Origin of the sequence: Bradyrhizobium sp. 21 (genome assembly GCF_023073335.1) — a bacterium.
Classification (GTDB): domain Bacteria; phylum Pseudomonadota; class Alphaproteobacteria; order Rhizobiales; family Xanthobacteraceae; genus Bradyrhizobium.
The window spans coordinates 42,751-63,996 of record NZ_JADPJG010000026.1; the positions used below are offsets into that span (position 1 = coordinate 42,751).

Below are 21,246 nucleotides of genomic sequence, written 5' to 3' on the forward strand. Positions count from 1 at the left end.
CCGGCGCTTAGAGTTGCCTCCACCTGCCTTGGGGGGAGGGGTTTTTCCATGGCTTCGAACGTCGTCGCGCGCCGTTGCGCGATGTTTTTCTTTGCGCTGTCGGTTTGTGTCGCGGGCGCCCGCCACATCACGGATGCGCACGCTGCCGGTGCATTTGCGGTCGGCAAGTGCGGCGCCTATGGCCAGGCTTTTGACTACGGGGCCGAGCACGAGGCTCGCGCGGCGGCGCAGAAGCAGTGCAAGGGCGATTGCACGACCGTGACGATGAAGCGCGCCTGCGCCGCGATGTCGGTCGACCTGTCCAATCCCTGCGGCGCCTATGGCTATGCAGTCAAGCCGAAGATCTCGGCCACGCTCAATGCCGCCACGCGCGAATGCTACAAATTCGGCGGCAAGGAATGCGTGATCCGCGCCTGGGCCTGCGACGCCAAGGGTTGATTCCTCTTACCGTCATTCCGGGGCGATGCGTAGCATCGAGCCCGGGGATCCATAAGGGAACTACATGCAATTCGACACCAAGATCGCGGTCGTGATCCGCACCGACCTGGAAGCGTGGCAGAAGCTCAACGTCGCATCCTTCCTCTCAGGCGGCATCGCCGCCACCTTTCCCGAATGTATCGGCGAGAATTATGAGGACGGCTCGGGGACGAAATACCTGTCCCTGATTGGCCAGCCGATCCTGATCTACGGCGCCGACGGTCCCGCATTGTCGCGCGCGCTCGACCGTGCGCTGACCCGCAACGTCACCCCTGCGGTCTATACCGAAGAGATGTTCAAGACGACGCATGATGCCGCCAACCGCGAGGCGGTGAGGGCGGTCGCGCGCGCCGACCTGAAACTGGTTGGGATCGCCATGCGCGCCGAGCGCAAGGTGATCGACAAGATCGTCGACGGGTTGAAATTTCACGGTTGAATGCAGGTGCTGTTTGTTCAACCTCTCCCGCTTGCGGGAGAGGTCGGCGCGTAGCGCCGGGTGAGGGCTCTCTCCACTTGGGGATCGTCCCATTGCGGAGACACCCTCTCCCCAACCCTCTCCCGCAAGCGGGAGAGGGAGCGCACCTTCCGCGCGGCTATTCATCCCGGCGGCATGCCTGCGAATGTCGGCAGGTCGGGATCGAGACGATCCCAGTCATGGCCGCGTGCGGCGTAAGTCACCACCTGCGGCTTGTAGCGGGCGGGCTCGTCGAGCCCTGCGGCACGGACGGTGAAGATGTCGGGCATTGCCGCGAAGGTCAGGTAGACCGGCACGCCGCACTGGCTGCAGAAGCCGCGCGTCTTCACGTTGCCGCTGTCGCCGACCATGTCCCAGTGTTTTGCCTCGCCCGTCACCGTGACACCGGCGCGCGCGAAAGTCATGTACGAGCCGTGGCCGCCGCCGCTCTCCCGCTGGCAATCCCGGCACTGGCAGTGATTGCTGAACAACGGCTCACTGGCGATCGAATAGCGGATCGCGCCGCAGGCGCAGCCGCCGGTATAGGGCTTGGTCATCGCGATATCTCCTCAGTCCTTGCTTCAAGTCTCTTGGCTGCTGATTTCGTCGAGCTGTTTGACCACCTTCTTCCAGCCGCCGCTCATGACCGTGTAGGCAGACTCGTTCCTCGGCATGACGAAGCCCGCATGGACCAGGCGGATCCGCGTGCCGGCCTCGACCGGGGTGAGGGACCACGTCACGACAGTGTCGAGCGGCGCGCCGTAGCCGGTGTTGCGCTCGTCGCCGCCCTTCCAGGCGTAGACGAGGCGCCTGTTGGCCACGACCTCCAGCACCCGGCAATGGATCACGCCGTCCCAGTCGCCCCCCGGCGTGGTCTGGAACGTGAAGGCCTTGCCTTCGACCGCTTCAAAGCCGGTCGGCTGCATCAGCCAGCGCGCGATCAACTGGGCGCTGGTCAGCGTCTTCCAGATCGCCTCGGGCGCGTGAGGGAAGACCTCGTCGATCACGATATCTTTTGTCTCGGCTTTCAATTCGGCTGCACTCACGGGTCGATCTCCTTCAAGAGGTCACGCAGGTTCTGGAAGCGCTCGCGCCAGAACACGCCGTAATGGTCCATCCAGGTGACCAGTGGCTCGAGTCCTAGCGGCGCGGCGCGGTAATAGACGTTGCGGCCCTCGGCGCGCTCGGCGACGAGGCCGGCCTGCTTCAACGATTTCAGATGCTGCGAGATCGCGCCTTGGGTGACGCCGCTGCCGCGCGTGAGCTCGGCGACGCTGATCTCCTCGCTCTCGAACACGCGCTCGAACACGGCACGGCGGGTCGGATCGGCGAGGGCGCGCATCACGGTGGTGACGGTAATTGGGGCGGCTTCGATCATGGGCAATTCAATTAGCGATTGCTAATGCATTAGTCAATGCTAATTCATGTGCTGAATGGGCCTGCATCGCTGACTTGATTATGACTGACTAGTCAGTCATATATTGATAATGACCGATAAGCCCACCAAAGTCGCCAGGCCGCCCGCAGCTCGCGCCCTTGCCAAGGGCGCTGCGTCCCAAACTCGCGATGAGGCACCCGCCTCGAACCGCGCCACGCGTGCGGCCGAGCGGCGTGCGGCGATCGTGGACGCCGCGATGGAGGAGTTCATCGCGCGCGGTTTCGCCGCGACGCGGCTCGACGACATTGCGAAGCGCGCGGGCGTGGCGAAGGGCACGATCTACCTGCACTTCAACGACAAGGAATCGATGTTCGAGGAACTGGTGCGCACGGTGATCGTGCCAGTGGTCACGCGCCTCACGACGCTGCCGCCGCCGACGGGCTCGGTGCGCGACCTTGTCGAGGCCTTTGCCAGCAACTTCCTGAAAGAGGTGATCGGCACCAGGCGCGGCGATCTCGTGCGCCTGATCGTGGCGGAGGGTCCGCGCTTTCCCTCCGTCGCCGACTTCTACTACCGCGAGGTCGTCTCGCGCGGGATGGCCGGCATGCGCGCGCTGATCGAGCTCGGCATTGCCCGCGGCGAGATCCGCGAGAAGGACCTCGCGCGCTATCCGCAGATCCTGATCGCGCCCGCGATGATCGCGGTGATCTGGCAGAGCCTGTTTGCGCGGCACGCGCCGCTCGATGCGCAGGACATGCTGCGTGTCCATCTCGATTTGATTTTTGGCGAACGGAGCACGACATGAGGTCGTCGCGAACCATCTCTCACCTCATCCTGAGGAGCGCGGAACGCGCGTCTCGAAGGATGCCCGCCCGGCTGTGGCTCCTCGCCCTTCGGGACGCCGCTTCGCGGCTCCTCAGGTTGAGGGGTCGACAGCGGTATGTGCCGCCACTGGCTATTCAGTTTTCCCATCTGGCGCGACCACTTGCGATCGCGGCGCTGGTGCTCGCAACCGGACTTGCCGGGTGCAAGGAGAAGCGCGATCCCGGGTTCCAGGGTTGGGTCGAGGCCGACATGATCTATGTCAGCCCGGACGAGGCGGGCCGGGTGACGAAGCTGAACATCCGCGAGGGCGACGAGGTCAAGGTCGGCGATAACCTTTATTCCATCGACGACGATCTCCAGCTTGCTGATCTGAATCAGAACAAGGCGACGCTGGCGAATGCGCAGCAAACCTATGATCGCGCGGCTTCGCTGAGCAAGACCGGCTCGGGCACGCAGGCCAATCTCGATTCCGCGGTGTCCTCCTTGCGCGTCGCAGAGGCACGCGTGGCGACCTCAGAGACGCGGATGGCGCGGCGCAAAGGCTTTGCGCCCGTCGCCGGCACCATCCAGCAGATCTATTTCCGCGAGGGCGAGATGGTGGCGGCGCAGCGGCCCGTTCTCTCGATCATGCCGCCCGGCAACATGAAGCTGCGCTTCTTCGTGCCGGAGACCGAGCTGCCGAAGCTTGCGATCGGCGACGAGGTGCGGGTTGCTTGCGACAATTGCGCGGCCGATCTCACCGCAAAGATCTATTTCATCGCGACTTCGGCCGAATACACCCCGCCTGTCATCTACAGTCTCGAGGAGCGCAACAAGCTCGTCTATCTGATCCAGGCGCGGCCGTCGCGCCCCGATGCCCTGAGGGTCGGACAGCCGATCGACGTCTATCTCAATCCAAAAACGCCGGTGGCGGACAAGCGATGAGCGAGGGCAACAACATCGCGATCGATGTCAAGGGCTTGACGAAGTCGTTCGGCGGCCGCGAGGTCGTGCACGATCTGTCGATGCAGGTAAAGCGCGGCTCGATCTACGGCTTCCTCGGCCCGAACGGTTCGGGCAAGACGACGACCATCCGCATCCTCTGCGGCCTGCTCACGCCAGACAGCGGTGAGGGCACCTGCCTCGGCTACGACATCCGGCGCGATGCCGACAAGATCAAGCGCCAGGTCGGCTACATGACCCAGCGCTTCAGCCTCTATCAGGATCTCTCTGTCCGCGAGAACCTCGAATTCGTCGCGCGTCTGTACGGCCTTCGCGATGCGCGCGGCGCCGCGCGCGACATGATCAAGCGGCTGGGGCTCTCGGGCCGCGAGGAGCAACTTGCGGGCGAGCTCTCCGGTGGCTGGAAGCAGCGGTTGGCGTTAGGTGCCTGCACATTGCCCAGTCCAAAACTGCTGCTGCTGGACGAGCCGACCGCCGGCGTCGATCCGAAAGCGCGGCGCGATTTCTGGAACGAGATCCATGCACTCGCCGCCGACGGTCTCACCGTGCTGGTCTCGACCCATTACATGGACGAGGCCGAGCGCTGTCACGAGATCGCGTATATCGCCTATGGCCATCTGCTGGTGCATGGCACGGTGGACGAGGTGATCGCGAAATCGGCGCTGACGACCTACACCGTGACGGGCGAGGACTTGAATGGGCTCACGGCCAAGCTCACCGGCAAGCCTGGCGTGGATATGGTCGCACCATTCGGCACCTCCTTGCACGTTTCCGGGCGCGACGTCGCCGCGCTCGAAGCGAGCATCGCGCCGTGGCGTGAGAAGAGCGACCTGCACTGGCACCCATCCTCACCGTCGCTCGAAGACGTATTCATCGAATTGATGAGCCGCTCCAAGGACAATTTCCAATGAGCGCCGCCGATCATCCCGCGTCAACGCACGAAATCCGCGAACGCTTCGGCTTCTGGAAGCGCTCCTATGCGATGCTGATCAAGGAATTCATCCAGCTCAAGCGCGACCGCGTCTCGTTCGCGATGATCGTGATGCTGCCGGTGATGCAGCTTCTGTTGTTCGGCTACGCCATCAACACCACGCCGCACAATCTGCCGAGCGCGGTGCTGCTCCAGGAGGATTCCGATCTCGCCCGATCGATCCTGAAGGCGCTGGAGAACACCAAATATTTCCGCTTCCTCTACGAGGTGCACGACGTCGAGGATTTCGACAATCTCCTGAAATCCGGCAAGGTTCTGTTCGGCGTCGAGATTCCGCGCGGTTTCGAGCGGGCGGTGCGGCGTGGTGACAGACCGGCGCTGCTGGTCGCGGCCGACGCCACCGATCCGGTCGCGGCGAGCGCGGCGATCGGCTCGCTCGGCATGGTCGTTCAGACCGCGCTCAAGCATGATCTCTACATCGGCGATCCCCCGGAGATGCCGTTCGAGATTCGCGCGCATGCCCGCTACAACCCCGCTGCCGCGTCAAGCCTCAACATCGTGCCCGGCCTCGTCGGCACCATCCTGACCATGACCATGCTGATCTTCACCGCGCTCTCGGTGACGCGCGAGGTCGAGCGCGGCACGATGGAGAGCCTGCTGTCGATGCCGATCAAGCCGGTCGAGGTGATGTTCGGCAAGATCATTCCTTACGTGCTGGTCGGCTTCGTGCAGGCGTTCCTGATCATTGGCATCGGCGTCGTCCTGTTTGGCGTGCCGATACTCGGCAATTTGTTCCTGCTGGCCATTCTGTCAACCTTGTTCATCAGTACTAATCTTGCGATCGGCTACACGATCTCGACGCTGGTGCAGAACCAGCTCCAGGCGATGCAGATGTCGATGATGTTCTTCCTGCCGAGCATTCTCTTGTCGGGCTTCATGTTTCCGTTCGCGGGCATGCCGGGCTGGGCGCAATATGTCGGCGAATGCCTGCCGCTGACGCACTATCTGCGCATCGTCCGCGCCATCATGCTGAAGGGCGCGACCATGCAGAATTTGCGCTTCGATGCGCTGGCGTTGGCAGCCCTGATGCTGCTTGCCATGACCATCGCCGTGACGCGCTTCCGCCGCACGCTGGATTGAGGCACAATGCCCCGGAATCGAGGGGTGGGATGGTCAGCTTCGCGAGCAGGAAGGCCCGGCAGCATGCCGTGATGTCGGCGGATTTCGAGCGCGAGCTGACACGGGAAGTGCTGCGCACCGAGCTATTGCGGGTGAGGGCGTTGATCGTCACGGGATGCGTCATCGTCGTGTTCTTCACGGCAATCGAGCTGATAGATCCCCGGGTGGTCGAGCGCGTCTGGCACGGGACGTCGGGCAGGGTCCAGCTCTATGCGCTCATGGCCGGCTTCATCCTGTTCGAGGTCTGGGTCCACGCCCAGATCCGGCGAAACCTCAGGCTCGGTCGCGACGTGCCCGTCGTCAGGCGCTATATCAGCGCGCTCATCGAGACATCGGTACCGACGGTGATCCTGGTCCTCCAGATCCGCAGCATGGGGGCAAGCCAGGCGCTGGGCTTCGTCACGCCGTTGGTTTATTTCATCTTCGTCATTCTCTCGACCCTGCGACTCGATTTCTGGCTCTCGACCTTCACCGGATTCGTGGCCGCGGGCGAGCTCTTCGCCGTCGCGATGTATTTCAATGCCACCGACGCCGCGGGCGAACCCGAGACCTATTTTCATGCCGTTCGCAGCACCATCGTCCTGATCTGCGGCGTGCTTGCGGGCGCCGTCGGCGCGCAGCTGCGACGGCAATTTACCGCGAGCATCGCGGCCGCCACCGCGCGCGACCGGGTGACGAACCTGTTCGGCCAGCACGTCTCGCCGCAGGTGGTGGAGCAGCTGATGGCGGAAGGCACCAGCGCCGCCGGCGACCTCCGCCGCGTCGCCGTGATGTTCGTCGATTTCCGCGGCTTCACCGCCGGCGCGCAGACGCGTACCCCGCAAGAGGTAGTCGACCGGCTCGATGGGGCCTTCGCCGTGCTGGTCGACATTCTCGACCGTGAGGGCGGCATCGTGAACAAGTTTCTCGGCGACGGGTTTCTCGCGTTGTTCGGCGCGCCGCTGGAAGCCTCCGACGCCGCGCACCGGGCGGTCGCCGCAGGGCGCGAGATGCTGACCGCGATGGACCGCATCAACGCGCAGACGAGCTGGCCGCTTCGGATCGGCATCGGCATCCATTTCGGCGAGGTGGTCGCCGGCAATATCGGCTCGCCCCGGCGCAAGGAGTATACGGTCATCGGCGACACCGTAAACTTCGCCTCGCGGCTGGAGGCGCTGAACAAGGAGTTCGGCTCGCAATTCCTGATCTCCGCTTCCGTGCGCGAGGCGCTCGGCGACGACGGGGACGATGCCGTTGCGCTCGGCGAGGTCGAGGTGCGCGGCTATGACCGGCCGGTGGCGGTGTTTCAGCTGGGATAGGGGCCCTCGAGGGCATCGAACAACTCTGGTATTATGGTAGTGCTTGACTCAGTTCTCATCTAGTCATCTATATGACTAGATGAATTTGGCGCCCCGCGACGACCGCCTGCCACGCTACCAGCGCCTGCGCGACGACCTCGCCGGCCGGATCAACCGCAATGAATGGCGGCCGGGCGAGCCGATCCCGTCGGAGGCCGAGTTGGCTGCGCATTACGGCGTCGCCATCGGCACCGTGCGCAAGGCGATTGACCAGCTCGTCGCGGACGGCGTGCTGGAGCGCCAGCAAGGCCGCGGCACCTTCGTGCGCCGCGCGCGCTTCAACTCCTCGCTGTTCCGCTTCTTCCGCTTCCAGTCCGAAAGCGGCGAGCGCCGCGTGCCGAAGAGCCGCATCATCCGGCGCAAGAGCGTTTCGGCGACATCGGCTGTCGCATCAGCACTGCGCATTCCGGTTGGCGAGCCCGTGATCAACCTGTCGCGTTTACGCCTGATCGACGATGTGCCGCTGCTCGCCGAAGAAATCTGGCTCCAGCAGGCGCGCTTCGCGCCCATCCTTCAGATCGACACCGCCGAGTTCGGCGACCTGCTTTATCCGCTCTACGAGGAGCGCTGCGGCGAGGTCGTGGTGTCGGCCGAGGAAATTTTGACGGTCGAGACCGCCAACGAGATGCAGGCGCGCCTGCTCAGGCTCGAGGCCCACGCACCGCTGATCGTGATCGAGCGCCTTGCGCTCGATCTGGAGCGGCGGCCGATCGAGTGGCGACGGTCGCGCGGGCCTGCCGACCGCTTCCGCTATCACGCCGAGATCCGGTGAGCGCGACTTTCAACGATACCAGGCAACAACGAGTACAGGGGGAAACAATGTCGAACTGGTACAGCGAAAGCTCGCCGCTGGAGCGGCGCACGTTCTGGGCAAGCTTTGGCGGCTGGGCGCTGGATGCGCTCGACGTCCAGATGTTCGGTCTCGCGATTCCAGCGCTGATCGCCGCGTTCGGCATCAGCAAGGCCGATGCGGGCCTGCTCGGCTCGGTGACGCTGTTCTTCGGCGCGTTCGGCGGCTGGATCGGCGGCGCGCTCGGCGACCGTTTTGGCCGCGTCAAGGCGCTCCAGATTACTGTTGCGACTTTTGCACTGGCGACCTTCGCCTGTGCGTTCGCGATGACCTACACCCAGCTCGTGATTCTAAAGGCGATCCAGGGCCTCGGCTTCGGTGCCGAATGGGCTTGCGGCGCCGTGCTGATGGCCGAGATCATCCGCGCCGAGCATCGCGGCAAGGCGCTGGGCTCGGTGCAGAGCGCCTGGGCCGTGGGGTGGGGTGCAGCCGTACTGCTCTCGGCCCTGGTCTTCACCTATGCGCCGGCCGACATCGCTTGGCGGCTGCTGTTCGCGCTGGGGCTGTTGCCCGCGCTCCTCATCATCTTCATCCGTCGCGGATTGAAGGAGCCACCGCGCGCGGTCGCAGCCGAGAAGACGCCGTTCTTTGCGACGCTCTCCGGCATTTTTCATCGCGACGTCCTGCGCGCCACCTTGATTGGCGGCCTCTTCGGCATCGGCGCACATGGCGGCTACGCGGCGCTCACGACCTTCCTGCCGACCTATTTGCGCGAAGTGCGTCATCTGTCGGTGCTGGGCTCCAGCGGCTATCTCGCCGTCATCATCGTCGCCTTCTTCTGCGGCTGCGTGGCCAGCGGCATCATCAGCGACCGCATCGGCCGCCGCGCCAATGTCGCCCTTTTCGCCAGCGCCTGCATCGTCACTGTGCTGATCTATATCTTCGCGCCGCTGACCAATGGGCAGATGCTGCTGCTCGGCTTTCCGCTCGGCTTCTTCTCGGCCGGCATCCCGGCGAGCATGGCGGCGCTGTTCAGCGAGCTCTATCCGGCTGGCGTGCGCGGCACCGGTGTCGGCTTCTGCTACAATTTCGGCCGTATCGTCTCAGCGGCGTTCCCCTTCCTGGTCGGCTTTCTCAGCGATCGCATCGGACTGGGGCCCGCGATCGGCATCGATGCGGCGTTCGCCTATTCGCTGGTGCTGATCGCGGTCGTGCTGCTGCCCGAAACCCGCGGCAAGGTGTTCGAGCAGACCGCGGCAACGCGTGCCTGATTCCGTGGCGACCTTGCCGACGATCGACACGCACGCGCACGTCTTCCATCGCAGGCTCGCGCTTGCGCCGGGACGGCGCTATGCGCCAGACTATGACGCGCCGCTCGAGCTCTATCTGCAACTGCTCGATCGCAACGGCATGTCGCACGGCGTGTTGGTGCAGCCAAGTTTTCTTGGTACCGACAATTCCTATCTGGTCGAAAGCGTGAAGGTGGCCGGCGGCCGCCTTCGCGGCATCGCCGTTGTCGATCCCGGCATCTCCATGGGCGAGCTCCGCGTGCTCGATCGCGCCGGCATCGTCGGTATCCGCCTCAATCTCGTCGGCCAGCCCTTGCCTGACCTCGCTGCACCCGAGTGGAGGGGATTGCTTGCAGCGGCCAAATCGATGGGCTGGCAGGTCGAGGTCCAGCGCAACGCGTCCGATCTCGCTGCATTGGTGCCACAGCTCCTCGATCACGGCGTTACCGTCGTGCTCGACCATTACGCGCTACCCGACCCGAAACTTGGCGTTGCCGATCCCGGCTTTCAGTCGGTGTTGAAACTAGCTGCGTCGCGCAACGCCTGGGTCAAGATCTCCGCGCCGTATCGCAATGGTGCCGCCGGCGAGAGCTTTGCGCACCAGGCCTATCCGTTGCTGCGTGACGCCTATGGTGTCGACCGCCTGCTATGGGGCAGCGACTGGCCGCACACGCAATTCGAGGCCCGGCAGAGTTACGACAGCAACCGGCATTTCCTCGACACACTGATCGTGGACGAGGACGAACGCGCGCTGCTGCTCGCATCGCCGCATTCACTCTTTCGCTTCTGAAATCTCGTGCGCGATTGCTCCGATTGCTCCGAATATTGGGGCATGACGGACGATGTCGCCGGCTTGTAGACTGCCGGCGATGCGGCCGGTCGTGGCCGCGACTTGCATGGGGAAGTGACGATGCAGCGCCGCTACATCACCGTCGACGTGTTCACCGACCGCGCCTTTGGCGGCAACCAGCTCGCGGTGGTGCTCGACGCCGGCGGGCTCACTTCCGCGCAGATGCAGGCGATCGCGACCGAGTTCAATTATTCCGAGACGACGTTCGTGCTGCCGCCGCGCGACAAGGCCAATGATGCCGAGGTGCGCATCTTCACGCCGGTGAGAGAGATTCCCTTTGCGGGCCATCCCAATGTCGGCACCGCCTTCGTGCTGGCGGGCCTCGCGAAGGAGCCGAAGCCGCGCCTGCTGTTCGAGGAGAAGGCGGGGCTCGTGCCGGTCGATATCGTGAGAGAGCACGGCCGCGTCATCAGTACCGAGCTCACCGCGCCGCAGCCGCTCTCGCGGTTTGCGCAGCTGTCGGCTGCTGAAGCCGCGAGCCTCATCTCGCTCGGTGCGGACGACATCAAGGTCGATCGTCACGCGCCCCAGATCGTCGGCGTTGGGACGCCGTTTCTGGTGATCGAGGTGCATTCGCGCGATGCCCTCAAGCGGGCGAGGCCCGATGCGGCGGCCTTCGGCAAGCTGCTTCCGCGCGACGGTGCGTTCTCGGCGTGGTTCTACACGCGCGATGTGCCCGCGGCGGAGGCGCCTTGCGAGCGGCAGGCGCGCATGTTCATGCGCGGCGCCAGCGGCCTCGTCGAGGATCCCGCCACCGGCAGCGCCACGGTCGCCGCCGTTTCACTGTTTGCCGATCTCGATGCCACGCGCGACGGCGAATTGAAGCTCACGATCGGCCAGGGATTTGACATGGGCCGCCCAAGCCTCTTGCTGACGCGTGTCCGCAAGCAGGACGGCAAGATTGTCTCCGCCCATGTCGGCGGCAGCTGCGTGCAGATGATGGAGGGGACGTTCCGGCTCGCGGGGGAGGGGTAGGAGGCGGCTACACCTGCCGTCCCGCCAAATTCCTCACCGCCGCGCCATCCCGCTCCTCGATGACATCCGCGATCATCCGGCGGTGGCAGTGCGTATGGTCGCGCTCGTAGCAGAGCAGGCAGACCGGGCCGGCCTTCTTCACCAGCGCGGAGAGCTCGTCCATTTCTTCCCTGGCCTGCGGCGTCTTCAGGTGCTTGGCGTAGATCCTTTCCAGCAAATCGTATTGGCCGCTGCGCGCGGCGAGGCGGCCTTCCTTGGGCGTTCCGAGCGCGGCGAGGTGGACATAGGCGATGCCGCGTTCGTCGAGGCCCGCGGCAAGCTGCTTCTTGGAAAAGCCGGGCCGGCGCGATGACGTCACCGCCCGCACATCGACCACGAGCTTGACGCCGGCCTCTTCCAGTTCGTCCAGCACCGCCTTGGGCGGTGTCTGCTCATAGCCGATCGTGAAGAGCCTCTTTGCCTTTGCCATGAAACACCTCAGCCCACCCGCGCGATCAGCTCCATGGCGCCGGCCGGGGCGCGGACCTTGCCTTCGTGAATGACGTAGGCGAACACGTCACGCGGCTCTTTCTTCGGCTTTGTCTTGTCAACCTTCGGCAAATCGTCGGGTTCGCTGCCGTCGGCCCAGGCCTGAAAGCGCTTGGCCCACGCATCGAGCTGCTTCGGAGGATAGCAGGTCTTGATCTCGTCATTGCCCTTCTGAAGCCGTGCATAGACGAAATCGCCGGCGACGTCGGCAATCGCCGGATATTTGCCGTGCTCGGCGAACACCACGGGTGTCTGGAACTCGCGGATCAGCGCGACGAAATCCGGCGTGCAAAAACTCTCGTGACGGACCTCGACGACATGGCGCAGTGCGCGTCCCTCGAGCTTGCGCGGCAACAGCTCGAGGAACTTGCCGAAATCAGCGCCGTCGAATTTCTTGGTCGGCGCGAACTGCCATAGCACTGGTCCGAGATGGTCGCCGAGTTCCAGCACGCCGGAATCATAGAACCGCTTGATGGAATCCCCAGCCTCGGCGAGCACGCGGCGGTTGGTGGCGAAGCGCGGTCCCTTCAATGAAAACACGAAACCCTCCGGCACTTCGCCTGCCCATTTGCGAAAGCTCTCCGGCTTCTGCGAGCCGTAATAGGTGCCGTTGATCTCGATCGAGGTCAGCTTCGAGGCAGCGTAGGACAGCTCCTTCGCCTGCGTGAGCTTCTCGGGGTAGAACACGCCGCGCCAGGGCTCGAAGGTCCAGCCGCCGACGCCGATGAAAATGTTGCCTGATTTTTTGGACGCGGTTTTTGCTTTGGCCACGGGATGATCTCGGATGACGGGAGGAGGGCCTCCATCCTAGTCAAACGAGTTGTGATTGGCCAGTTGCGACGGCCCGTCTAAGCTCGCAACAGGATCTGCAAAAAAGGAGAACAAGATGCGGATGCTGATGGTGGGAGCGGCGCTGGTCATGATGACATCTGCTGCCATGATATCTAGGGCGATGGCTGACGATGACGATGCCAAGGGCGCGCAGAAGCTCGCCATGCAGGGCCGCGACGATTACTGGCATTGCCTGGCGCGGGAATATTCGCGCGACAGCAATCAGGGCCTGACGGAACAGGCCTTTGGCCGCTCGGTCGCAGGCGCCTGTCCGTCGGAGCGACAATACTACCGGGTGGCATTGCTCGATTATCTCACCACGCAATACCCAGCTATCGATGCCGGCGCCCATCTCGCGACCGCGAACAGGGCGGTGGAGTCGGCGCAGAAGGACATCGTGACGGCCTTCGTCAGGCACAGGCCGCCGCAGAAATAGCCCCGTTGACCGTTGCCGTCCCGCAAGCCCTTCCGGCTGTGCGCTCATCCATGGTATCACTGGGCGTATCTGGAACAGGGATGGGTTTCCATGTCGTCTGAGTCGGTGGGGGGTATTTTTGGCGCGATCGTCGCCGCGATCGTGCTTGCGGTCGCCGTCGTGTTCGGGCCGATCGGCCAGTACGGCAAGCCGCCCAAACCGGTGAAGGTCGAGCCGGCCGCCGCGCCGGCGGTCCCTGCCGCGCCTGCGCCGCGTGGGCCGGTCATCAAGGAAGTCCCGAACCAATAAGGGGCCGGGAAAGGTGGCTTTCGCCCCTTGCAAAGTGCTTTTGCCGTTCCTATCTAGGTTCTAACGGCAACGTTGAGTCACAATCTCCGTTGCCGAGACGACCTTGGAATAGCTCAGACTGCGCCGGATGTACGCGCGGTACGCCGTTCCGGGGTCGTTGACATTTTAGGGCCCCTTTTGGGCCGTTCCCCAGAGAAACCCCGAAAGAGAAACCCCGGCTTGGCAGCGCAGGACGCGGCGGATATACGCTGCCGTCATGAATGAAGCGATCAGACCGGGCTCCGACAACCCGCCGCAGACCCCGCAGGTGGCTTCTCCGTCGCCGCAATTATCGGTCGTCGTTCCGACCTTCAACGAGCGCGACAATGTCACCGTGCTCTACCGGCGGCTGGAGGCGGCGCTGGCCGGCATCGCCTGGGAAGTCGTGTTCGTCGACGATAATTCGCCTGACGGCACCTGGGACGTCGTGCGCGCGCTGGCCCAGCGCGACGGCCGCGTGCGCTGTGTCCGCCGCATCGGCCGCCGCGGCCTGTCGGGGGCCTGCATCGAGGGCATCCTGGCCTCCAGCGCACCCTATGCGGCCGTGATCGACGCCGACCTCCAGCACGACGAGACGCAGCTGCCGAAAATGCTGTCGCTGCTCGCGAGCGGGCAGGCCGAGCTCGTGGTCGGCAGCCGCTACATCGAGGGCTACAAGAGCGAAGGCTTCAACAAGCAGCGCGCCGGCGCCAGCGCATTGGCGACCGAGGTCGCAAGAAAGATGCTGCGGGTCCAGATCGCCGACCCAATGAGCGGCTTCTTCATGGTTCGCCGCGACCGATTCGAGCAGATCGCGCCGAAACTTTCCGTGCACGGCTTCAAGATACTGCTCGACCTCGTCGCGAGTGCGCAGGGCAGCTTGCGCGCCGTCGAAATTCCCTACACGTTCGGTGAGCGCCAGCACGGCGAAAGCAAGCTCGATTCTATGGTCGCGCTGGATTTTCTCGGCCTGGTGCTGGCGAAGTTCACCAACGACGCTGTCTCGCTCCGCTTCCTTCTGTTCGCGATGGTCGGCGGCATCGGCCTCGTGGTACATCTTACCACGCTGTTCGTCGCGCACGAGCTGTTAAAGGAGCCGTTCGCGGAAGCGCAAGCCTCCGGCGCGCTCGTTGCCATGACTAGCAATTTCCTCCTCAACAACTTCCTCACCTACCGCGACCAGCGGCTGAAGGGCTTTGCGCTGCTGCGCGGCCTGATCGCCTTCTACATCGTGTGCAGCGTCGGCCTGCTCGCCAATGTCGGCGTCGCCTTCTCGGTCTATGACCAGGAGCCGATCTGGTGGCTCGCCGGCCTCGCCGGAGCGCTGATGGGCGTGGTGTGGAACTACGCGATGTCCGGACTGTTCGTCTGGCGCAAGAAATAGCGCGAGATGGGCGGGGCTGACGCGCGGATCGTCCGCAATACCGCGCTGGTGGTCCTTGCACTGGTCGGCTTGCGGCTCGTCGCGGCCGCGGTCACGCCGATCACGTTCGACGAAGCCTATTACTGGATGTGGTCGAAGAGCCTCGCCGGGGGGTATTACGACCACCCGCCGATGGTGGCCTACGTCATCCGCGCCGGCACCCTGATCGCCGGCGACACCGAGCTCGGCGTCCGCCTGGTCTCGATCCTGCTCGCGCTGCCGATGAGCTATGCGATCTACCGCTCCGCCGCGATCCTGTTCGGCGGCGCGCGCGTTGCCGCGACCAGCGCCATCCTGCTCAACGCCACGCTGCTGGCCTCCGTCGGCACGCTGATCGTCACCCCCGATGCGCCGCTGCTGGTTGCCTCCAGCTTCGTGCTGTTCTTTCTCGCAAAAGTGCTGGAGACCGGTCGCGGCGTCTGGTGGCTCGCGGTCGGCGCAGCCGTCGGCGCGGCACTGCTGTCGAAATACACCGCGATGTTCTTCGGGCCAGCGATCCTGATCTGGCTCGCTTCCGTGCCGAAGCTGCGCCGCTGGTTTCTGTCGCCCTGGCCGTATCTTGGCGGCCTCGTTGCGCTTGCGCTGTTCTCGCCGGTGATCCTCTGGAATGCGGATCATCAATGGGTCTCGTTTGCAAAGCAGCTCGGGCGCGCGAAAATCGAGGACTTCCGCCCGGTCTTCATCGCCGAATTGATTCCGACCCAGATCGCGTTCGCAACGCCACTGGTCTTCATCCTCGGCGCGATGGGGCTGCACGCGCTGACCTGGCGCCGGGCCGGTGCCCTGGCCTCGCGCGTGCTGATCGAGACGATGTTCTGGACCATCGTCGCCTATTTCGTCTGGCATTCGCTGCATGCCCGCGTCGAAGCCAACTGGTTCGCGCCGGTCTATCCGCCCTTCGTCATTGCCGCGGCATCCGCCGCCAACCTCGTGCAGTGGAAGTCGCGCGCGCGCCGCCTGGCGGATTTCTGCCTGCGCTGGGCCGCACCCACCGGCATCGTGATGTTTGCCGCGCTGATCGTGCAGGCCAATACCGGCTGGCTGTCCGGTTATCGCCGCGATGCGACCGTGCGCAGCGTCGGCGTCGGCTGGCGCGAGCTTGCCGCGGGGATCGAAGCGGAGCGGGCGCGCCATGGTGCGACCTGCGTTCTTGCACCCGACTACGGCACGACGGGCTGGCTCGCTTTCTACCTGCCGCGCGGCACCTGCGTGGCGCAGCAGAACCAGCGCATTCGCTGGGTCAACATGCCCGAGCCCGATCCAAAACTGCTTGCCGGCAAGCTGATCTACGTCGACGAGCTACGCAGCGACGGCCACCCCGCCCTCAACGAGCTCTTTGCGAAGGTGACGCAAATTGCGCAATTGCAGCGCAAGCGCGGCCCGCTCGTGGTCGAGACCTACGGCATCGATCTGCTGGAAGGCGCCAAGGGCGACGTGCTGGACCGCTCCCCGCCGCCGGAAGCGCGGTAGTGTGCCTCAGCCAATCATCTCAGCCTTGGCCGCGTCCTGGTTGGGCCTGTCCTGATCGCGCCAGAACCAGACGGTCACGACGCCGGAGCGGCCGCGGACCTGTGTGAGCAGGGGGCCCGACAGAACGCCATCGGGCGCGCCGTGGAAGTCGGCCGTATCCAGCAGCGTGTCGCTGAGCGCGAGCCGCGCGTCGTTCTGGACGGCGACCTCCATCAACCGGCTCGCGACGTTGACGGTGTCGCCGGTCGCGGTGATGTGCTGATGGCTTTCGCCGAGGCGGGAGGCGATGATCGGGCCGAAATGCGCGCCGATCTTGAAGCCGAGTTGATCCCTGATCGCAGGCGGCAATGACGCGATCCAGCGTTCGACGCCGCGGTGCAGGTCGATCGCACATTTGAGCGCGCGTGCGGCATCGTCAGGCATCGCGCCGGGCAGGCCGAACAGGATCATGGCGCCGTCGCCGAGAAAGCCGGTGATCATGCCGCCGCAATCCACCGCGGCCTTGTCGATCAGCGCGTGGAACGCCTTCAGAATGTCCTGCAGTTCGTCCGGATCGATCCGCTCGCTCAGCGCCGTGAAGCCGGAGAGATCGATGAAGACGATCGCCGCGTCCTGCCGCACGGGTTTGGACAGAAAGTCTGGATCGCGCGCCAGCCACCCCTGCACCGCGGGAGCCTGGAACTGTGCGAGCGACCGGCTCTTGGCGACGAGATATTGGGTGCGGCGGCCTCCCGCCCACAATTGCACGCCGGCGAAGACCGCCACCGGCGGCACGGAAGCTGCGAGTGTGGTCGCGGCGTTGAGCCAGATACCATGCGTGAACGCGAACAGATTGAGCCCGGCCCAGGCGATCATCACCGCGGCCGCCGCCATGATGCCGAGCGCGCTGCGCCGCCAGGCGAGCAGGCCCACCAGCAGCATCGGCAACAGGATCGCGATCAGCGCGTCGGCGATGTGAACCTTGCGGTCGCGCACGATGCCGTCGCCTGAGACGAGATGGGTGATCGCGGTCGAGATCACCTCGACGCCGGGCATCAGGGAATCGAACGGTGTCGGATAGAAATCACCGCCGCCGGCGACGGAAGCGCCGATCACGACGATGCGGTTCTCGATCGCCGCGCGATTGAGCGTGCCGTCGAAGATGCTCTGCGCGCTGACGGTGCGGATGGTGCGGCGCGGGCCGTAATAGGTGATCGGCAGCGCGAAGTCGCTGTCGGTCGGTACCGCGCGATCGCCCAGGATCAGATGATCGGGCGCAATCGTCAGCGGCTTGTCGAGCGCACGGGCCGCGACGCGCAAGGGGAAAGACAACTCGACCTTGTCTGATGTCCGGAACAGCATCGGCACCGAAAGCGGCGAACCCGATTGTCCGGTCGCGACGTTGACGATGCCGACCTCGGCGTGGTCGGCGAAAGCGGGCAGCGGCAGCAGGAAGCGCTCAGCCTGCGGCAGCGCGGCGAGGGGGCCCTCGCTTTCCTGCTCCACGGTCTCGCTGGCGGACGGAAAGATCGCCGCGGCGGCAAGCACCATCGGACCGGTGGCGAGCGTGTTCGCCAGCGTGGCGTCGCCGATCGCAGCGCTGCGGTCGACCAGCAAGAGGTCGATCGCGACGACCTTCGGCTTGAACTGCACGATGGTGTCGACGATGCGGGCGAGATCGGCGCGCGGGAGCGGATAGCTGCCGCCGCGCTTGACCACGGTGTCGTCGATCGCAACGATAGTGACGAGATCGGGCGGAGCCTGCACGCCTCGGACCTGTGTCCGCCAATCCGTCAACGTTGCCTCGAGCCGATCGAGAAAGCGCAGATGGCCGTTGGCGTGAGCGGCATAGATGCCCGCGCCCCACAGCGCGGTAAGGACGAGTGCCACCAGGATCTGAACGCGTCTTTTCATTACGTCGTACTGCAATCTTCTCTGTTGTCAGGGCCTGGCTGACCAGGCCGTATCGACCGAGCCTTATTGGCCAGGTCCTTATTGGCCAAGTTCCTATTGGCCTAGTCTCGCCATCAGCGAATCGACGCGCGGCTGGCCCCATGTCTTGACGGTCAACGGACCGGTTGCCTCGACATCGACGCCTTCGCCCGGTTTGAGCACGACGCCACGTCCGCGGCCCCTGCGGCTCACGCCGACGCGGCCGTCGGCGACGAAGACGGAGGTCTTGGCCTCTGCGACGTCGACTGCCCATTTCGTGCCGCGCACCGCGGCGATCGCCTGCGGCGTCAGCACCTTGAAGGGATTGCCGCCGGGCTTCTTGGGCACCTCGACCAGCAGGGCTTTGCTGCTCAACTCGACGGAGTCTATATGTCCGTCGCGGTTGGCGTCCTTAAGTTCAAATCTGGCGCCGTTTTCGGCAACGATGGTGATGCCGTTGTCGCAGCGCCATGTCTGTGTTCCCGCAGCCGATGCGGACGGCGTGCAGCCCACAACGGCGGCAGGCTGTGCAGTTGCAAATCCGACCGACAGAAACAACCCCGGCAAGGCGAAAAGCCCTGCGCGCGCGAACCCTCTCATGCCAGCCTCCGTTTGTGTGCTTGGCACAGTTCAAGGCGTGATACGGTACCGTATCACACGCAGAGGCTGCTGAAAAGTACCGATGTAGCAGCTATTTTCTCGCGGCGGTCTTTTCCAGACCGGCGCAATCAACTTTCAGTCAGGGCGGACTATTCTTCGCTCTCCATTCTTCCCGGGCCGCGACGAGCTGCGTTCGCGCCGAGAGGCGAAGCGCCAACGGGACGCCCGGGTGCACCAGCCTCGCGCAACGCTTCCCCGCTATCTTTCGGGTATTGAAGACCACGAAAACGACTTGGTTGTTGCGTTTAGAGATGCGGCCGGAGGCGTCCGCTGAGCGTGATGAATCGGCCAAGAATTATAGTTAACAGTGTCGGCTAAGCCCGTAATTCCGCGGGCTTTTTCTCGAAATGGCACAGGTTAACGAGTTGCCTCACATCTGCCCGAACTTAATCCGCATTTAACTAAAAGTCGCCTTAATGACGCTCCGACCCTCTGCCAGATGCTGCTCTCGGATCGTGACCAGCGGCGCTTCGAAGGGGGACTGAGTGACACCGTTGTGGACGCAAGGCGAATGAGTACGAGTATCGCTGCGCAAGGTATCGCGGCACGGAAGTCCAAAAATAATTCGCGGAAACCTTCCCGGAAAATGACCACGACCAATTGGCTTGGCGCTGCCGCTATCGGCTGCGCCGTGATGGGCGCAGGCTGGACCATCTACAGCAACGTCTTCGGCGCGAGCGCTTTTCCGACCGTCGGCAGCGTTGGCTACGACGAGCCCGTGATCAAGCGCGCCCCCAAGGTCGCGCTGCGCGAGGCGGGCGACGCCATCAAGGAAGCTTTTGCGTTGTTGCCCGACCGGCTCCAGGTCGCAGCACCCATCTCGCGCGAGATGTTCAACGAGCGCTTTGCCGCGGCTGCGACGCAGGGCGTGGCATCGAATGCGGCGAGCGCCGTGCCCGCAACCAGGGTTGCCGAGGCCAAGGACGCTCCCAAGCAAAGCGTAGTGGCGAAGGTCGCGGAAGTGCTGAAGCCGGCAGCGGCCAAGGTCACTGAAAAGATCGCCGATGCCGCCAAGGGCAAGCGTGCGGCTGAGGCAACTGTGCAACTGGCCTCGGCCGATCCGGCCGAAATCGTGCCGGCGCCTGAGGCGAAGCCGAAATCGATCGCCGATCGCGCCAAGGCCGCTGTGATGTCGATCACCGGGCCGCGTCAGTCGATGGTCGACAAGCTCTGGGGCAAGCGCGAGCCGTCCGGCGGGCTTTTGGCCTATGCATCGGCCGACGCCAGCATCACCGCGAGCATCGCGCCGAAGGAGCAGAACCCCATGCTCGGTGGTTCGTACCCCTATGAGCGCGACACCGCGGTTTACGACATCACCGCCAAGACGGTCTATTTGCCCGACGGCACCAAGCTCGAGGCGCATTCCGGCCTCGGCTCCAATCTCGACGATCCGCGTTCCTCGCGCACCCGCATGCGCGGCGTGACGCCGCCGCACATCTACACGCTGAAGCCGCGCGAAGCGCTGTTCCACGGCGTGCCGGCGCTGCGCCTGACCCCGATCGGCGGCGAGAGCGCGATCTACGGCCGCGACGGCCTGCTCGCGCACACCTTCATGCTCGGGCCGAACGGCGATTCCAACGGCTGCGTGTCGTTCAAGGATTATTACGCGTTCCTCGACGCCTACCGCAACAAGGGCATCCGCAAGCTCGCGGTGCTGGCGCGGGTCGAGTGAGGCGCAGCGCGCCTCGCCGCTTTCTGCACGATCAGCGTTTGACGAAGACCAGGTTGCAGGCCCGCGCCTCGTTGCGCTTGCCGCTGCCGCGGCTGCGTTCGAACTGCGCATCGACCGTAAAGGCATACGGCGAGCCGGGCGCAAGGTTATTGAGGGTGTAGGTGCTCGCCCCCGTCGTGCCGCGCGCGCTCAATGTCGTCTTGCCGTCCGGCGGGATCTGGCCATCGATCTCCAGCCGATTGACGTTGTTGCCCTGGCCCTGCGCCTCGGCGTGAAACACACCGTTCGCAACGGTGGCAGCCAGCGGCCTGGTGAAGCCTTGCGCCTTGCCGGATGGCGCGCAGTTCAACGTCACGTCCCAGTTGCCGTCAAAATCCCTGCTGCCACCGGCCCGGGCGGTGCCGGACGGTGCCAGTGCCGTCTTCTGCTTCAGGCCTTCAATGCGCGCCTTGGCGAGCGTGGCGAAGATGCAATTGGGGAATCTTGCGAGATGATCTTCGTAGGCACCCAGCGTGGCGATCCCGTCGGCAGCCTTCCAGTGCGCCTCTGCGGCTGCGCAAGGATCCGCCCGCGGCGCGGCTT

General features: G+C 64.6%; 23 protein-coding genes and 1 pseudogene. 16 read left to right on the forward strand and 8 right to left on the reverse strand.

Features of this window, described 5'->3' with window-relative positions:
* The first annotated feature begins 48 nt into the window (after window positions 1–48).
* Together IVB31_RS21390 and IVB31_RS21395 are read left to right on the forward strand one after the other, a co-directional pair.
* Window positions 49–438 (forward strand): DUF4189 domain-containing protein, encoded by a 390-nt coding sequence (locus tag IVB31_RS21390; protein ID WP_247327667.1) that lies wholly within the window; start codon window positions 49–51, stop codon window positions 436–438.
* Window positions 439–502: 64 nt separating this feature from the next.
* Window positions 503–913, forward strand: a complete 411-nt coding sequence (locus IVB31_RS21395) for a DUF2000 family protein (protein WP_247326766.1) — start codon at window positions 503–505, stop codon at window positions 911–913.
* A gap of 161 nt (window positions 914–1,074) precedes the next feature.
* Here IVB31_RS21395 and IVB31_RS21400 read toward each other — a convergent pair whose 3' ends face one another.
* From IVB31_RS21400 to IVB31_RS21410, 3 genes are read right to left on the reverse strand one after another with little or no spacing between them, the layout of a single operon-like run.
* A complete protein-coding gene (locus IVB31_RS21400; protein WP_247326768.1) occupies window positions 1,075–1,488 on the reverse strand; it encodes a GFA family protein in 414 nt (137 codons plus the stop codon).
* A gap of 24 nt (window positions 1,489–1,512) precedes the next feature.
* Window positions 1,513–1,977 carry an SRPBCC domain-containing protein gene (locus IVB31_RS21405; protein WP_247326770.1) on the reverse strand — a complete coding sequence of 155 codons (465 nt, stop codon included), beginning with the start codon at window positions 1,975–1,977 and terminating at the stop codon, window positions 1,513–1,515.
* A complete protein-coding gene (locus tag IVB31_RS21410) occupies window positions 1,974–2,309 on the reverse strand; it encodes a metalloregulator ArsR/SmtB family transcription factor (RefSeq protein WP_247326772.1) in 336 nt (111 codons plus the stop codon). Before IVB31_RS21410 ends, IVB31_RS21405 begins: the two co-directional genes overlap by 4 nt.
* Window positions 2,310–2,418: 109 nt before the next feature.
* Between IVB31_RS21410 and IVB31_RS21415 the strand changes: the two genes are divergently transcribed.
* The 9 genes from IVB31_RS21415 (at window position 2,419) to IVB31_RS21455 (ending at window position 11,427) form a co-directional block, all read left to right on the forward strand.
* A complete protein-coding gene (locus IVB31_RS21415; RefSeq protein ID WP_247326777.1) occupies window positions 2,419–3,114 on the forward strand; it encodes a TetR/AcrR family transcriptional regulator in 696 nt (231 codons plus the stop codon).
* On the forward strand, window positions 3,111–4,058 hold the full coding sequence (locus IVB31_RS21420) for an efflux RND transporter periplasmic adaptor subunit (RefSeq protein ID WP_247326792.1): 948 nt from the start codon (window positions 3,111–3,113) through the stop codon (window positions 4,056–4,058). Before IVB31_RS21415 ends, IVB31_RS21420 begins: the two co-directional genes overlap by 4 nt.
* Window positions 4,055–4,987 carry an ABC transporter ATP-binding protein gene (locus IVB31_RS21425; RefSeq protein ID WP_247326794.1) on the forward strand — a complete coding sequence of 311 codons (933 nt, stop codon included), beginning with the start codon at window positions 4,055–4,057 and terminating at the stop codon, window positions 4,985–4,987. Before IVB31_RS21420 ends, IVB31_RS21425 begins: the two co-directional genes overlap by 4 nt.
* Entirely contained in the window at window positions 4,984–6,147 is a 1,164-nt protein-coding gene (locus tag IVB31_RS21430; RefSeq protein WP_247326796.1) for an ABC transporter permease, read from the forward strand. The genes IVB31_RS21425 and IVB31_RS21430 overlap by 4 nt, the downstream gene beginning before the upstream one ends.
* A gap of 29 nt (window positions 6,148–6,176) precedes the next feature.
* Window positions 6,177–7,484, forward strand: coding sequence for an adenylate/guanylate cyclase domain-containing protein (locus IVB31_RS21435; RefSeq protein WP_247326798.1), 1,308 nt, complete (start codon window positions 6,177–6,179; stop codon window positions 7,482–7,484).
* 79 nt (window positions 7,485–7,563) lie between these two features.
* Window positions 7,564–8,295 (forward strand): GntR family transcriptional regulator, encoded by a 732-nt coding sequence (locus tag IVB31_RS21440; protein WP_247326799.1) that lies wholly within the window; start codon window positions 7,564–7,566, stop codon window positions 8,293–8,295.
* 47 nt (window positions 8,296–8,342) lie between these two features.
* Window positions 8,343–9,584: an MFS transporter gene (locus IVB31_RS21445; protein WP_247326802.1), complete on the forward strand. Its 1,242-nt coding sequence runs from the start codon at window positions 8,343–8,345 to the stop codon at window positions 9,582–9,584.
* Window positions 9,577–10,392 carry an amidohydrolase family protein gene (locus IVB31_RS21450; protein WP_247326805.1) on the forward strand — a complete coding sequence of 272 codons (816 nt, stop codon included), beginning with the start codon at window positions 9,577–9,579 and terminating at the stop codon, window positions 10,390–10,392. The genes IVB31_RS21445 and IVB31_RS21450 overlap by 8 nt, the downstream gene beginning before the upstream one ends.
* 120 nt (window positions 10,393–10,512) lie before the next feature.
* Window positions 10,513–11,427: a PhzF family phenazine biosynthesis protein gene (locus IVB31_RS21455; protein ID WP_247326808.1), complete on the forward strand. Its 915-nt coding sequence runs from the start codon at window positions 10,513–10,515 to the stop codon at window positions 11,425–11,427.
* 7 nt (window positions 11,428–11,434) lie between these two features.
* Here IVB31_RS21455 and IVB31_RS21460 read toward each other — a convergent pair whose 3' ends face one another.
* Window positions 11,435–11,896 (reverse strand): DUF488 domain-containing protein, encoded by a 462-nt coding sequence (locus IVB31_RS21460; protein WP_247326810.1) that lies wholly within the window; start codon window positions 11,894–11,896, stop codon window positions 11,435–11,437.
* An 8-nt stretch (window positions 11,897–11,904) separates the two neighbouring features.
* Entirely contained in the window at window positions 11,905–12,726 is an 822-nt protein-coding gene (locus IVB31_RS21465; RefSeq protein ID WP_247326812.1) for a DUF72 domain-containing protein, read from the reverse strand.
* A 115-nt stretch (window positions 12,727–12,841) separates the two neighbouring features.
* Between IVB31_RS21465 and IVB31_RS21470 the strand changes: the two genes are divergently transcribed.
* The 4 genes from IVB31_RS21470 to IVB31_RS21485 all read left to right on the forward strand — a co-directional run bounded on the left by IVB31_RS21470 (window position 12,842) and on the right by IVB31_RS21485 (window position 16,421).
* The gene (locus IVB31_RS21470) at window positions 12,842–13,222 is read left to right on the forward strand and encodes a hypothetical protein (protein WP_247326814.1); all 381 of its coding nucleotides are present in this window, start codon (window positions 12,842–12,844) and stop codon (window positions 13,220–13,222) included.
* Window positions 13,223–13,312: 90 nt separating this feature from the next.
* A complete protein-coding gene (locus IVB31_RS21475; protein WP_247326818.1) occupies window positions 13,313–13,510 on the forward strand; it encodes a hypothetical protein in 198 nt (65 codons plus the stop codon).
* A 256-nt stretch (window positions 13,511–13,766) separates the two neighbouring features.
* A complete protein-coding gene (locus IVB31_RS21480) occupies window positions 13,767–14,912 on the forward strand; it encodes a glycosyltransferase family 2 protein (RefSeq protein WP_247326820.1) in 1,146 nt (381 codons plus the stop codon).
* A 6-nt stretch (window positions 14,913–14,918) separates the two neighbouring features.
* Window positions 14,919–16,421 carry a glycosyltransferase family 39 protein gene (locus tag IVB31_RS21485; RefSeq protein WP_247326830.1) on the forward strand — a complete coding sequence of 501 codons (1,503 nt, stop codon included), beginning with the start codon at window positions 14,919–14,921 and terminating at the stop codon, window positions 16,419–16,421.
* 6 nt (window positions 16,422–16,427) lie between these two features.
* On the opposite strand, the gene IVB31_RS21490 is transcribed toward IVB31_RS21485, so the two are convergent.
* Together IVB31_RS21490 and IVB31_RS21495 are read right to left on the reverse strand one after the other, a co-directional pair.
* Window positions 16,428–18,314 (reverse strand): adenylate/guanylate cyclase domain-containing protein, encoded by a 1,887-nt coding sequence (locus tag IVB31_RS21490; protein WP_247326832.1) that lies wholly within the window; start codon window positions 18,312–18,314, stop codon window positions 16,428–16,430.
* 93 nt (window positions 18,315–18,407) lie between these two features.
* Entirely contained in the window at window positions 18,408–18,932 is a 525-nt protein-coding gene (locus IVB31_RS21495) for a FecR domain-containing protein (RefSeq protein ID WP_247326844.1), read from the reverse strand.
* Between the two features lie 646 nt (window positions 18,933–19,578).
* Between IVB31_RS21495 and IVB31_RS21500 the strand changes: the two genes are divergently transcribed.
* Window positions 19,579–20,664, forward strand: coding sequence for a DUF2778 domain-containing protein (locus tag IVB31_RS21500; protein WP_247326846.1), 1,086 nt, complete (start codon window positions 19,579–19,581; stop codon window positions 20,662–20,664).
* A gap of 31 nt (window positions 20,665–20,695) precedes the next feature.
* Here IVB31_RS21500 and IVB31_RS21505 read toward each other — a convergent pair.
* A pseudogene (locus tag IVB31_RS21505) lies at window positions 20,696–21,246 on the reverse strand (caspase family protein); the annotation flags it as partial.